This is a genomic window from Streptomyces sp. NPDC006923 (assembly GCF_040635655.1).
In the GTDB taxonomy this organism is placed as follows: Bacteria; Actinomycetota; Actinomycetes; order Streptomycetales; family Streptomycetaceae; genus Streptomyces.
The window spans coordinates 421,743-434,472 of the sequence record NZ_JBEYIF010000001.1 but is presented as its reverse complement, the minus strand read 5'-3'; the positions used below and the strand labels follow the sequence as shown (position 1 = coordinate 434,472).

The 12,730-nt window shown below is 69.7% G+C and carries 11 protein-coding genes; 7 read left to right on the top strand and 4 right to left on the bottom strand.

Features of this window, described 5'->3' with window-relative positions:
* The first annotated feature begins 30 nt into the window (after positions 1-30).
* Positions 31-1,083: a LuxR C-terminal-related transcriptional regulator gene (locus ABZ707_RS01945; RefSeq protein WP_360166118.1), complete on the top strand. Its 1,053-nt coding sequence runs from the start codon at positions 31-33 to the stop codon at positions 1,081-1,083.
* A gap of 16 nt (positions 1,084-1,099) precedes the next feature.
* Here ABZ707_RS01945 and ABZ707_RS01940 read toward each other — a convergent pair whose 3' ends face one another.
* On the bottom strand, positions 1,100-1,300 hold the full coding sequence (locus tag ABZ707_RS01940; protein ID WP_360166115.1) for a hypothetical protein: 201 nt from the start codon (positions 1,298-1,300) through the stop codon (positions 1,100-1,102).
* 233 nt (positions 1,301-1,533) lie between these two features.
* Here ABZ707_RS01940 and ABZ707_RS01935 point away from each other — a divergent pair, with 233 nt between their 5' ends.
* A complete protein-coding gene (locus ABZ707_RS01935; protein WP_360166112.1) occupies positions 1,534-4,536 on the top strand; it encodes a bifunctional [glutamine synthetase] adenylyltransferase/[glutamine synthetase]-adenylyl-L-tyrosine phosphorylase in 3,003 nt (1,000 codons plus the stop codon).
* Between the two features lie 144 nt (positions 4,537-4,680).
* Here ABZ707_RS01935 and ABZ707_RS01930 read toward each other — a convergent pair whose 3' ends face one another.
* The gene (locus ABZ707_RS01930; protein ID WP_360166109.1) at positions 4,681-5,067 is read right to left on the bottom strand and encodes a hypothetical protein; all 387 of its coding nucleotides are present in this window, start codon (positions 5,065-5,067) and stop codon (positions 4,681-4,683) included.
* A gap of 172 nt (positions 5,068-5,239) precedes the next feature.
* Between ABZ707_RS01930 and ABZ707_RS01925 the strand changes: the two genes are divergently transcribed.
* Positions 5,240-6,511 (top strand): helix-turn-helix domain-containing protein, encoded by a 1,272-nt coding sequence (locus ABZ707_RS01925; protein WP_360166106.1) that lies wholly within the window; start codon positions 5,240-5,242, stop codon positions 6,509-6,511.
* Between the two features lie 2 nt (positions 6,512-6,513).
* The gene (locus ABZ707_RS01920; protein ID WP_360166103.1) at positions 6,514-6,879 is read left to right on the top strand and encodes a hypothetical protein; all 366 of its coding nucleotides are present in this window, start codon (positions 6,514-6,516) and stop codon (positions 6,877-6,879) included.
* A gap of 76 nt (positions 6,880-6,955) precedes the next feature.
* Here ABZ707_RS01920 and ABZ707_RS01915 read toward each other — a convergent pair whose 3' ends face one another.
* Positions 6,956-7,858, bottom strand: a complete 903-nt coding sequence (locus ABZ707_RS01915; protein WP_360166100.1) for a phosphatase PAP2 family protein — start codon at positions 7,856-7,858, stop codon at positions 6,956-6,958.
* A gap of 207 nt (positions 7,859-8,065) precedes the next feature.
* Positions 8,066-9,121, bottom strand: coding sequence for a LacI family DNA-binding transcriptional regulator (locus ABZ707_RS01910; RefSeq protein ID WP_360166097.1), 1,056 nt, complete (start codon positions 9,119-9,121; stop codon positions 8,066-8,068).
* A 325-nt stretch (positions 9,122-9,446) separates the two neighbouring features.
* Between ABZ707_RS01910 and ABZ707_RS01905 the strand changes: the two genes are divergently transcribed.
* From ABZ707_RS01905 to ABZ707_RS01895, 3 genes are read left to right on the top strand one after another with little or no spacing between them, the layout of a single operon-like run.
* On the top strand, positions 9,447-10,721 hold the full coding sequence (locus ABZ707_RS01905; protein WP_360166094.1) for an extracellular solute-binding protein: 1,275 nt from the start codon (positions 9,447-9,449) through the stop codon (positions 10,719-10,721).
* Between the two features lie 19 nt (positions 10,722-10,740).
* Positions 10,741-11,751, top strand: coding sequence for a sugar ABC transporter permease (locus ABZ707_RS01900; protein ID WP_360166091.1), 1,011 nt, complete (start codon positions 10,741-10,743; stop codon positions 11,749-11,751).
* Positions 11,748-12,626, top strand: a complete 879-nt coding sequence (locus tag ABZ707_RS01895) for a carbohydrate ABC transporter permease (RefSeq protein ID WP_360166089.1) — start codon at positions 11,748-11,750, stop codon at positions 12,624-12,626. The genes ABZ707_RS01900 and ABZ707_RS01895 overlap by 4 nt, the downstream gene beginning before the upstream one ends.
* The last annotated feature ends 104 nt before the right edge of the window (positions 12,627-12,730 follow it).

Here is a 12,730-nt window from a genome sequence, read left to right as displayed (position 1 = left end):
CAGCCCCACGTTCACCAGGGGGGAGACGTCGTGGATTCGTCATCCGACGCGGCATGGGGAGCGGTCGGTCTGGCTCCGCTCACCGGCCGGATCCTGGAGCATCTCATCGGCCGTCCGGTACTGACCGAGGACGAGATAGCGTCCGCCGTGGAGTACCCGGCGGAGGAGATCGGCGAGGCGCTGCGCGCGCTGGAGAGCGAACACCTGGTGGTGCGGACCGGTATCCGGCCGTCCCGCTGGGCCGCGGGCCCGCCGCGCTCGACGCTCGGAGCGCTGCTGGCCCGGCGGCGGCAGGAACTGGCCAGGACCGAGCTGTACATGGAGCGGCTTCAGGAGGCGTACCGTTCGGTGCCGTCCCGGCGGGTCACTTCCGACCTGTTCGAGGTCGTCGAGAGCCCGGACCAAGTGGCGGCGCGTTACGCGCAGTTGCTGGCCTCCAGCAAGCGTGAGGTGCTGCATCTGGCCAAGCCCCCGTATCTTCGGCGGTCTCCGTCGCCGGTCCGTGCGGGCACGGAGCCGGGCGCGGACCCGCGACCGGTGCCGGATCCCGATCCCCAGCCGCCGGAAGGCGTACGGCTCCGGTCCGTGTACGACAGCGACGGATTCACGGACGCGGTGTCCCTCAGGACCGCCCTGCGGGGCACGGCCCGGGGCGGCCTGCTCCGGCTGCTGCCCGGACTCCCCATGAAACTCGTGGTGTTCGACGACACCGCGGGGATGATCCCGCTGAGCAAGGCGGACCCCGCGGCGGGCTCCGTCATCGTCCACGCCTCGCCGCTGCTGGACGCGCTGACGGCACTGTTCGAAAGCGTGTGGGAACGGGCCACCCCGGTGTCCATGGCCGGCACGGCCGAAGGGCCCCAGGACGGTGGACGCGGGGAGGGCGAGCTGAGCGGGCGCGCGCGGGAAATCCTGGACCTCATGGCCGCGGGCCTGACCGACGACGCGATCGCCCGCGCGCTCGGGCTCAGCCGGCGGACCATTCAGAAACACATCAGTGGCACGGCGGACGCGCTGGGCGCCCGGACCCGCTTCCAGATCGCGCTGCTGGCCCGGGAGCGCGGCTGGGTCGGCCGGCGCTGAACGGGCGGGACAGCACTCAGCCGGTGTGGACCGCCGACCGTTCGGCGATGACGGGCAGATGACCGGCCCTACCGTGAAGGGCCGGGTCGCCGGCGGTCCTGTGGGCGAGATCGAGCGGCAGCGCGGTCGTGGTGGCAGCCGCTCTGAGCCGGCTCCTCCTCCGGAGTTCGGGGCGGAACGCCTGGGACGGCATCTTTCCCGTGTGGGCCGATGCCATGGTGCGCGGATCACTCGGTCTGGCCGGGTACATGTGGGTCATGCGGACGCCGCCCGGATCGGTGCGGCACGGACAAGCCTGATCGGACCGGAACGTCCTGGCCGGTCCGCCTTCCCCCAAGATGCGCGACGCCATGATCTGTGCGGGGACGCGGCCGGTCCCGTGCCTCGTCCTGGGGATACGCTCGATCTCTGGGCTTTGGTCGGACGGGGACGCGGACAGGAGACGGCACCATGACGCTGCCGGGACGCAGGAGCAGTACGTTCATCCGCCTGCTGCGGCACGGTTTCACCGATCCCTCCGCCGCCGAGCGGCTGCTCGACCTTCCCGAGATGTGCGCCGTACGGTCCGATCCGCTGCTGCTTGACGCGCTCGGTGCGACCGCCGATCCCGATCTGGCACTGCGCGGGCTCGTCCGCCTCGCCGAGGCGGCGCCGCCCGAGGAGCGCAGGATGCTGCTGGACACGCTGGTCACGGCGAAGCCGCTGCGGGACCGGCTGCTCGGTGTCCTCGGCGCGTCCGAGGCGCTCGCCGACCATCTCGCCAGGCACCCCGAGGATTGGCGTGTGCTGGTCACCTATGAGCTGGCGGACCTGCATCCCGGCGTCGAGGAGTTCGAGAGCGGTCTCGCCGGGGCCAACGACCCCGTCACGCTGCGGATCGCCTACCGCCGCTGTCTGCTGGCCATAGCGGCCAGGGACGTCTGCGGCACGACCGATGTCGCCGAGACCGCCGCCGAACTCGCCGATCTCGCGACCGCGACGCTGCGCGCCGCCCTGGCGATCGCCAAGGCCGCCGCGCCCGAGGACGCCGCCGCCTGCCGGCTCGCGGTCATCGCGATGGGCAAGTGCGGCGGCCATGAGCTGAACTACGTCTCGGACGTCGACGTGATCTTCGTCGGCGCGACCCCCGAGACCGCGGAGGAGGGCGCCGACGAGGGAAAGGCAGTCCAGGCCGCGACCCGTCTCGCCTCCCATCTCATGCGGATCTGCTCCGAGTCCAACAGCGAGGGAGCCATCTGGCCCGTCGACGCCAACCTGCGGCCCGAGGGCCGCAACGGGCCGCTCGTACGGACCCTGAGCAGCCATCTCGCCTACTACCAGCGCTGGGCCAAGACCTGGGAGTTCCAGGCGCTGCTCAAGGCCAGGGTGGTGGCCGGTGACCCGGCGCTCGGCGCGGAGTACATCGACGCCGTGTCGCCGCTCGTGTGGCAGGCCGCAGAACGCGAACACTTCGTGTCCGACGTCCAGAAGATGCGCCGCAGAGTCATCGACAACATCCCGGCCGGACAGGTTGAGCGTGAGCTGAAGCTCGGGCCCGGCGGCCTGCGGGACGTCGAGTTCGCCGTACAGCTCCTCCAGTTGGTCCACGGCCGCAGCGACGCGTCCCTGCACAGCGGTTCGACACTCGTGGCGCTGGAGGCGCTGGCGGCGGGCGGCTACGTGGGAAGGGCGGACGCGGCGCAGCTCGACGAGTCGTACCGCTTCCTGCGCGCGATGGAACACCGTCTCCAGCTCCACCGGCTGCGGCGCACACACCTCGTACCGGAGGACGAGGACGATCTGCGCCGCCTCGGCCGCTCGCTCGGGCTGCGCAACGACCCCGTGGCCGAACTGACCAAGGCGTGGAAACGCCACACCGCCGTGGTGCGGCGGCTGCACGAGAAGCTCTTCTACCGGCCGCTGCTGAACTCCGTCGCCCAGCTCGCGCCCGGCGAGATCCGGCTCAGCACCAGGGCGGCGGGGCAGCGCCTCGAAGCGCTCGGCTACGCCGACCCGGTGGCGGCGCTGCGGCACCTGGAGGCGCTGTCGTCGGGGGTGAGCCGCAAGGCGGCGATCCAGCGGACGCTGCTGCCGGTGCTGCTCGGCTGGTTCGCGGACTCGGCCGATCCGGACGCCGGGCTGCTCAACTTCCGCCGGGTGTCGGACGCGCTCGGCAAGACCCCCTGGTATCTGCGGCTGCTGCGGGACGAGGGGGCCGCGGCGGAGAATCTGGCGAGGGTGTTGTCGGCCGGGCGGCTCGCGCCCGACCTGCTGCTGCGCGCGCCCGAGGCGGTCTCGATCCTGGGGGATCCGCACGGGCTGACACCGCGCGGCCGGGTCGCGCTGGAGCAGGAGGTGCTCGCCGCGGTCGGCCGCGCGGAGACGGCGGAGGGCGCGGTCGCCTCGGCGCGCGGGGTGCGCAGACGGGAGCTGTTCCGTACGACGGCCGAGGACATCATCGGCTCCTACGGCACGGAGGACAGTCCGGCCGAGCAGGACCACGGCGCGCTGGTCGACCGGGTCGGGAACGCCGTCACCGATCTGAACGCGGCGACGCTGGCCGGCGCGCTCCGCGCCGTCGTGCGCGAGCAGTGGGGCGACACGCTGCCGACCCGGTTCGCGGTCATCGGCATGGGGCGCTTCGGCGGCCACGAGCTGAGCTACGGCTCCGACGCGGATGTGCTCTTCGTGCACGAGCCGCGCGAGGGCGTCGACGAACACGAGGCGGCGCGCGCCGCGAACGAGGTGGTCGCCGAGATGCGGCGACTGCTGCAAGTGCCCTCCTCCGAGCCGCCCTTGCTGATCGACGCGGACCTGCGGCCGGAGGGCAAGAGCGGCCCGATGGTACGTACGCTCGCCTCCTACGAGGCGTACTACCGGCGCTGGTCGCTGGTCTGGGAGAGCCAGGCGCTGCTGCGGGCCGAGCCCATGGCGGGTGACGCGGATCTCGGCCGCCGCTTCATCGAACTGATCGATCCGCTGCGCTACCCGGCGGAGGGGCTGGGGGAGGACGCGGTGCGGGAGATCCGCCGCCTCAAGGCGCGGATGGAGTCGGAGCGGCTGCCGCGCGGCGCCGACCCGACGCTCCACACCAAGCTGGGCCGGGGCGGTCTCTCGGACGTCGAGTGGACCGTACAGCTCCTTCAGCTCCGGCACGGCTGGGCGGAGCCGGGACTGCGCACCACCAGCACCCGCGAAGCCCTCGCGGCGGCCAACGCGGCGGGCCTGCTCTCGGCCGAGAACGCGCAGATCCTGGACGACGCCTGGGTCCTCGCGAGCCGGGTGCGCAACGGTGTGATGCTGGTCCGGGGCAGGCAGGCCGACACCTTCCCGTCGGACGCCCGTGAGCTGGGCGCGATGGGCCGCTATCTCGGATACGACCCCGGCCACATCGGCGACATGATCGACGACTACCGCCGGACGACGCGCAGGGCGCGCGCGGTGGTGGAGGAGCTGTTCTACGGGGCGGCGTGATCCGGCGGGCGGGCATACCTCCGCCCGCAGTCGCAGACCTGGCAGCGCGAAGTGATCGAGCGGGTGAAGGAGTTCCTGACCAGTTGGCCCCTGTCCGGTCGGTGCTGCCCGAGGCGGACCCCGGCGGCGAGCGCCAGGACTCCGTCACTCACTCTCCGTTCCTCCGGCTTGACCCCCTTTCTCGTGGCGCTCGCGGTACAGGGCAGCCAGCCTCTTTGTGAGGACGCCGACATCCCTCATGTACTGGAAGGCACCAAAGTGCGGCGTGTCCGGGGTGGGCCGTCGGCTCGATTCCAATAGCTGGTAAGAGCTCCGGTAGAGCCCACGGGCCGTGCGGTCCTCGTCGAAGCCGAGGTCTTCGCCGAGGAGCAGCCCCAGGTGTCCGATCAGGGCCCGGGTCACCTTGTCGATCTGCGGACGATCCGGCATGTTGAGCGTGATCGCGAGTGCGGTGGTCACGGTGTCGGTGAGGGTCTCAAGATCGACAGGCAGTCCATCGCTTTCGACGCCGACGATTTTTTGTCTCGTCATGTCCGCATCCTTCGTAGGCTCCGGCAGTTCTCGTTTGTGACAACGACCAGAGAACCGCTTCGAGCCGAAGCGCTCCACGGCATCCGTGCGGCAGTCTTGACGCACTGCTGACGCGTGCGCTGCGCGGGCACCGCCCGGAGAGGCAGATTCAGGCTGTGAAGGGGGCCCCGACATGGGTGTTGCGGAACGGCGAAAAGTCCTCGGCTACAGTCAGGAAAGCCTTGCCCATGCCGTGGGCGTCGACCGTACAACGGTTGGACGTTGGGAGAGCGGCAGGACCGTGCCTCAGCCGCTGCTGCGTCCAAGGCTGGCCGAGGTGCTGCAAGTCGATCTTGCCGAACTCGACTCCCTGGTGGGCCACCCGCAGCGCTCGCCTCAGGAGTCGGCCGGGCCGCCGCCAGGCGACCACCACCGGACGGGGGACATCGACGACATGATCCGACGCGAGTTCCTGCGTGTTATCGCCGTGACCGGTGCCCTTGCTTCCTTACCCGCCGAAGAGGCCGACGCGCCGGCCGAAGGAGTACGCCGGGGCTCCTCCGCCGACTTTCTGCGCATGAACAGCCACCTCTGGCAGGTCTACCAGCTCGCCCGCTCCAAGGGCTCCGTGTACCCGATCGTTCGGGAGCAGCTCGCGGCCCTGAGCAAGGCGCTGGACGAACGCTCGGACACGCAAGTTCAGGCTTTGTGCGGCGCGGCGGGCGACCTCTTCCAACTCGCAGGCGAGCTGGCCTTCGACAGCAACCGTTACACGGACGCCGCAGCGTCGTACACGCTCGCCGCGGCGGCGAGTAAGGACGCGGGATCGTTTGACCTCTGGGCCTGCTCGCTGGTGCGGCACGCGTACATCGACATGTACGAGCGCAGATACAAGGAAGCCGCAGGCATCCTCTCGGCTGCCGAGAGGCTCGCCGGTCGAGGAGACAGCGCGCTGTCCACACGCCATTGGGTTGCCTCGGTTCAGGCTGAGGCGCATGCCGGGCTGGGTGACCTGGCCGCCTGTGAGCGCGCCCTGGACGAGGCGGAGAAGGTGCGGGACCTGACGTCCCCCGGTCATAACGGGGGATGGCTGCGCTTCGACGGTTCCCGGCTGGCCGAGGAGCGGGGTGCCCGATACGTACAGCTCGGCCGTCTCGACCTGGCCGAAGGGGCACTCAAGAGCGCGCTGGACCAAAGCTCACTCGCGAGGGAGGGAACCTCGTTGCGACGCCGTGGGGCCGCGTTGACGGACCTGGCCGCGATTGGGGCCAAGCGGCGCGATCCGGATCAACTTCTTGTCTACGGCCGTGAGGCACTGCAACTTGCCTGGGAAACATCCTCCGGGTATGTCGCCCGTAGACTCCGCAACCTGCGAACCGAGCTCGGTCCCTTGGTCCGCGACCACCGCGTCGCTGAGCTGGACGCCGAGATCGGCGCACTGAGCATCACGCGACGAGAGGGGTAAGCATGCCGCAGACCGAGGACGGCCGCCTGTTCCGGGAGATGTGGGTCGCCGGCGTACGAGCACACTTTCCCGGTGAGCCGAAGCCCGGCTACGTGACTCCTTGGGAGGACACCCCGGAGTGGGAACGCCAGGCAGCAGCCGCCGTCCAGGGACAGGTGCGACAGTTCCTCCTCGTGAGCGAGGGGCATGCTTCGCGGCTGTCACGCGAGCAGAAGGGCCGGTTCGTCGCGACGTGCTGGACCGCCCAGATGTTCAAGCACTTCGAAGCTCCCAAGCCGGGCTACGTGGCTGACTGGCCGGACCTCCCCGACTGGCAGAAGGAGACCGACTCGGACATTTTCGAGGCGATCGAGAAGTCCGTCGAGTGAGTTCGTCGACCTGCGCGGCGTGATCCGGCGGGCGGGGCCCCGCGCCTGTACCCCCTGCCCCGGCGCGACCGGGGCGTCAGGCCGTCAGGGGCCGGCGTCCGTGCTCTCGCCGGCGGCCGGGGCCGACCTGGCGCGGGAGCCGGTACGGCAGCTCGCCGTACCAGAGGTACGAAATGCCGAAACCGAACGCGAGGCAGACCATGCCGCCCACGGCGTCCAGCCAGAAGTGGTTCGCGGTGGAGACGATCACGAGCAGGGTGACCGCCGGATAGAGCAGCCCGAGTATCTTCGCCCAGGGCGCCGAGGCCAGCGCGAAGACGGTCACACCGCACCACAGGGACCAGCCGATGTGCATCGACGGCATCGCCGCGTACTGGTTCGACATGTTCTTCAGGTCGCCCGAGGCCATCGAGCCCCAGGTGTTGTGGAACGCGACCGTGTCGACGAAGTGCCCTCCGGTCATCAGACGCGGCGGTGCCAGCGGATACAGGTAGTAACCGAGCAGGGCGACGACCGTGGTCGCGAAGAGCACCAGGCGGGCGGCGGCGTAGCGGCCGGGGTGGCGGCGGAAGAGCCAGATCAGCACACAGATGGTGACGACGAAGTGCAACGTCGCGTAGTAGTAGTTCATGGCCACGATCAGCCACGTCACCGAATTGACGGCGTGGTTGACGGACTGCTCGACCGCGATCCCCAGGGCCCGTTCCGTCTGCCAGATCCACTCGGCGTTACGCAGCGCCTTGACCCGCTGCTCCGGCACGGCGTTGCGGATCAGGGAGTACGTCCAGTAACTGACCGCGATCAACAGGATTTCGAACCAGATCCGCGGGCGGCGAGGTGACCGGAGGCGCCACAGCCGTACCCGGCCGCGCCTCTCGTCCTCGGCGCTCACCACGCGGGTCGCGCCGGCCCGCGGCGCGTCAGTCGCCTCGTCGGTGATGGGTGACGGGGCGGCCGTCCGGCCTTCCCGTGTCTTCACGGTCGATTCACCCGTCTCTCCCCGGTGCAGTACTCCGCCTCCCCGCCCATGGGCAGCGTCAGGGCGCGGCCGGCACGAGGCCGGTGCCGAGCCAAGTGAGAAGCCACCCCACTCAGGGGGTGGAGGAGTCACAGCGAGAGAGTCTGCCAGATTCCCCGCCCCCGACCGATCATCCCCCGGTCGGGTTCGTGCCGCATTCGGTACACCCTAAAGTCGACCGCGCTGCCCCGTCGACCCGAGGTGCCCCGGAGCCGGAGCGGAAGCCGTTGAACCACGGACCACCAGCTCCGGCATGAAGACGAACTCGCTGTGCGGGGCGGGTGTGCCACCGATCTCCTCCAGCAGCGTGCGTACCGCCGCCTGGCCCATCGACGGCACCGGCTTGCGGATCGTCGTCAGCGGGGGATCGGTGAACGCTATGAGCGGTGAGTCGTCGAAGCCGACCACCGACAGATCCCCGGGCACCTCCAGACCGAGCCGCCTGGCCGCCCTGATCGCGCCGAGCGCCATCATGTCGCTCGCGCACACCACGGCCGTACAGCCGCGCTCGATCAGCGCGGTGGCGGCGGCCTGGCCGCCCTCCAGCGTGAACAGCGACTGCTGGATCAGCTCGTCCGTCTCCCGGGGCGAGAGACCGAGCAGCTCCTGGACCGTGGCCCGGAAGCCCTCGATCTTGCGGAGCACCGGCACAAAGCGCTTGGGGCCGACGGCGAGCCCGATCCGCTGGTGGCCCAGCGAGACGAGATGGGTCACCGCGAGCCGGACGGCCGCCCGGTCGTCCGGCGAAATGAAGGGGGCCTGGACCTTCGGCGAGAAACCGTCCACGAGGACATAGGGCACGCCCTGGGAGCGGAGCCTCTCGTACCGGCCCATGTCCGCCGAGGTGTCGGCGTGCAGCCCGGAGACGAAGATGATGCCGGAGACGTCCCGCTCGACGAGCATCTCGGTCAGCTCGTCCTCGGTGGACCCGCCGGGCGTCTGGGTCGCCAGCACCGGGGTGTAGCCCTGCCGGGTGAGGGCCTGGCCTATCACCTGGGCCAGCGCCGGGAAGATCGGATTCTCCAGTTCCGGCGTGATCAGGCCGACCAGTCCGGCGCTGCGGCGGCGCAGCCGTACGGGACGCTCGTAGCCGAGGACGTCGAGCGCGGCGAGAACGGATTCGCGGGTGGTCGCGGCAACCCCGGGCTTGCCGTTCAGTACGCGGCTGACCGTCGCTTCGCTGACCCCCGCCTGGGTTGCGATGTCGGCAAGCCGTGCGGTCATGGGAGTGGACTGTACCGGGCGTCTGTCGGATTGCACACCGGGCGCGGAAGCCAGCCGGATCGGCAAGACCTTGCAAGATCTTGCGAAACCTTCCTGCGGTGCCGGTGCCGGGTCCCGAGACCCCCTCGGCCTGCATAAACCGTCTCTGCCAGGCGATCTGATCCCCCGTCATGTGTCCGGCGGGCCCGGGCGGGGTACGCACAGGTAACGAGCGGCGGCTCTTGCGGAAATATTCCGCAAGGTCTTTCGGCCTTCTTTCATCGCTGTTACCTTCACGTCCGACCCGGCGCCGCAATGGAGCGGTACGGCAGTTGAAGGAGTTCGGATGCGACGTGGCATAACGGCCGCCGCCCTGGCCGCGACCCTGGTCCTCGCGGCGACCGCCTGCGGCACTGACGACAAGTCAGGCGGCGCCAAGAGCTCGGGCGGCGAGCTCTCGGGAACGGTCACCTGGTGGGACACCTCGACCGTCGGCAGCGAGGACAAGGTCTTCAAGAAGCTCGCCGAGGACTTCGAGAAGGAACACCCGAAGGTCGACGTCAAGTATGTGAACGTGCCCTTCGGCGACGCCCAGAACAAGTTCAAGAACGCGGCGCAGTCCGGCTCCGGCGCTCCCGACGTGATCCGCTCCGAGGTCGCCTGGACCCCCGAGTTCGCCGATCTCGGCTATCTCGCGCCGCTGGACGGCACCCCGGCGCTCAAGGACGAGAAGGACTTCCTCGGCCAGGCCGCCGCCTCCACCCGGTACGGCGGCAAGACCTATGCCGTGCCGCAGGTCATCGACTCCATGGGCATCTTCTACAACAAGCGGATCCTCAAGGACGCCGGCGTCGAAGTGCCCGGCACCGTCGAGGAGTTGAAGTCCGTGTCGAAGACAGTCAAGGAGCGGACCGGCAAGACCGGCCTGTATCTGCGCGGCGACGACGCCTACTGGTTCCTGTCGTTCCTGTACGGCGAGGGCGGCAATCTGGTCGACGCCGGGAGCAGGACCGTCACCGTCGACAACGCGGCCGGGGTGAAGGCCATGACCGTCGTCAAGGACCTGGTGGACTCCGGCGTCGCCAAGACCGACGCCACGGACGGTTTCGAGAACATGCAGACGGCCTTCAAGGAGGGCGAGGTCGCCATGATGATCAACGGCCCGTGGGCGATCACCGACACCTACGGCGGGCCGCAGTTCAAGGACCGGACAAACCTCGGCATCGCGCCCGTACCGGCCGGCTCCGCCGGGCAGGGCGCCCCGCAGGGCGGCCACAACCTCGCGGTCTACGCGGGCTCCGGAAACCTTGACGCCTCCTACGCGTTCACCGAGTACATGACGTCGGCGGCGAGCCAGGCCAGGGTCGCCGAGGAACTGAACCTGCTGCCGACCCGTACCTCCGTCTACGCCCAGCCGGATGTCGCCGCCAACGAGATCGTCGGCTTCTTCAAGCCCGTGGTCGACAAGGCCGTCGAGCGCCCCTGGATCCCCGAGACCGGCAGCCTGTTCGCGCCGCTGGTGACCGAGTACACCAAGGTCCTCACCGGCCAGACCACACCGGAGCAGGGCGTCACGGCCACCGGCGACGCGTACCGCAAGCTGCTCAAGGGCTGGAAGTAACAGGAAGGCGGGCCGGCTGATGGCTGTCCACACCGGCCAGTCGGTGGCGCGGGCCGCGGGCGACGACATCGCCCGCGGCTCCGGCCCCCGCTCTGGCAACCCACCCGGCAGGTTCCGGCGGGGGCTCTCGACACACTGGTACGCCTGGACGATGGTCGCGCCGGTGGTGACCGTGATCGGCGTGATCATCGGGTATCCACTGGTCCGCGGCGTCTGGCTGTCGCTCACCGACGCCAACGAGCGCAATGTCGAGCGCCACATCGGCGTCAACCACCTGCCCGCCACCTACGAGTTCATCGGTCTCGGCAACTACACGGAGGCGCTGACGGGCGGGCAGTTCCTCGCCACCCTCGGCTGGACCCTGGTGTGGACGTTCTCCTGCGTCAGCGTGACCTTCGCGCTGGGCCTCGCCCTGGCGAACATCCTCAACCGCAGGATCGCCGGCCGCTCCGTCTACCGGATGCTGCTGATCCTGCCCTGGGCCGTACCGGGCTTCGTCTCCGTCTTCGCCTGGCGCTTCCTCTACAACGAGGACCGGGGCTTTCTCAACAAGCTGCTGGCCGGCGGCGGCATCGACGCCGTGCCCTGGCTCAACGACCCGGGCTGGGCCAAGTTCTCCGTCATCGCCGTGAACATCTGGCTCGGCGTGCCGTTCATGATGGTCGCCCTGCTCGGCGGACTCCAGTCCATCCCCGGCGAGATGTACGAGGCCGCCGAGATGGACGGCGCCACCACCTGGCAGCGGTTCTGCCACATCACCATGCCGGGGCTGCGGTCGGTCAGCACGACGGTGGTCCTGCTCTCCACCATCTGGACCTTCAACATGTTCCCGGTGATCTTCCTGCTGACGCGCGGCGGCCCCGGCGAGGCCACCCAGATCCTGGTCACGCAGGCATACAAGTTCTCCTTCGAGATCAGCCCGCGCGACTTCGCTCAGTCCTCCACCTGGGGCGTGCTGATCCTTGTCCTCCTGATGCTCTTCGCCGCGGTCTACCGGCGAGTCCTCCGCACGCAGGGAGATACGTGGTGACCACCGCCGCACCCCGCCCCGCCGTCCCGACCGCGCCCCGCACCCGGCGCCGCGGCCGGCGCTCGCCGCTGGCCTCGGCCGCGCTGCACACCACCCTCGTCGTCGCGTCCGTGACAGCCGTCTTCCCGGTGCTGTGGGTCTTCCTGACCTCGCTCAAGCCGCCGAGCCACGCGACGACCACGGACTTCTTCACGGAGACGACGTTCGAGAACTACACCGGGCTGCTGCGGGACACACCGTTCCTCACCTGGTTCGGCAACTCACTGCTCATCGCGGGCCTCACCACCGTGCTCGGTGTGTTCGTGGCGGCCACCACCGGCTACGCCGTCAGCCGCTTCCGCTTCCCCGGCAAACGCGGTCTGATGTGGACCCTGCTCATCACCCAGATGTTCCCGGTCGCCGTCCTCATCGTGCCGATCTACAACATCATGGCGGGCCTCGGACTGCTCAACAATCCGGCCGGTCTGGTGATCACGTACCTCACCATCGCGGTGCCCTTCTGCGCCTGGATGATGAAGGGCTTCTTCGACACCATCCCGGCGGAGATCGACGAATCCGGCCAGGTCGACGGGCTGACGCCGTTCGGCACCTTCTTCCGGCTGATCCTGCCGCTGGCCAGACCGGGCCTCGCGGTGACCGCGTTCTACTCCTTCATCACCGCCTGGGGCGAAGTCGCCTACGCCTCGGCCTTCCTGGTCGGCGACGAGAACCTCACGCTCGCCGGCGGTCTCCAGAAGTTCGTCAACCAGTACGGCGCCCAGTGGGGCCCGATGACCGCCGCGTCCGTACTCATCGCCGTCCCCGCCGCACTCGTCTTCCTCCTCGCCCAGCGCCATCTCGTCACCGGGATGTCGGCCGGCGCCGTCAAGGGCTGACCGGCGCAGACCGGCGCACCACCGCGCCGGGACGTCCCACCGCACCACCGCGCACGTACGAAGGCGGCACCGGGCCCATCGGTCCCGGTGCCGCCCCCCACCGC

Excerpts from the sequence above, each read along its gene's own strand:
- ABZ707_RS01910 (WP_360166097.1), bottom strand. The coding sequence starts at position 9,121 with ATGACCGCACGGCTTGCCGACATCGCAACCCAGGCGGGGGTCAGCGAA.
- ABZ707_RS01930 (WP_360166109.1), bottom strand. The coding sequence starts at position 5,067 with ATGACGAGACAAAAAATCGTCGGCGTCGAAAGCGATGGACTGCCTGTC.
- ABZ707_RS01925 (WP_360166106.1), top strand. The coding sequence starts at position 5,240 with ATGGGTGTTGCGGAACGGCGAAAAGTCCTCGGCTACAGTCAGGAAAGC.
- ABZ707_RS01940 (WP_360166115.1), bottom strand. The coding sequence starts at position 1,300 with ATGGCATCGGCCCACACGGGAAAGATGCCGTCCCAGGCGTTCCGCCCC.
- ABZ707_RS01905 (WP_360166094.1), top strand. The coding sequence starts at position 9,447 with ATGCGACGTGGCATAACGGCCGCCGCCCTGGCCGCGACCCTGGTCCTC.
- ABZ707_RS01900 (WP_360166091.1), top strand. The coding sequence starts at position 10,741 with ATGGCTGTCCACACCGGCCAGTCGGTGGCGCGGGCCGCGGGCGACGAC.
- ABZ707_RS01935 (WP_360166112.1), top strand. The coding sequence starts at position 1,534 with ATGACGCTGCCGGGACGCAGGAGCAGTACGTTCATCCGCCTGCTGCGG.
- ABZ707_RS01920 (WP_360166103.1), top strand. The coding sequence starts at position 6,514 with ATGCCGCAGACCGAGGACGGCCGCCTGTTCCGGGAGATGTGGGTCGCC.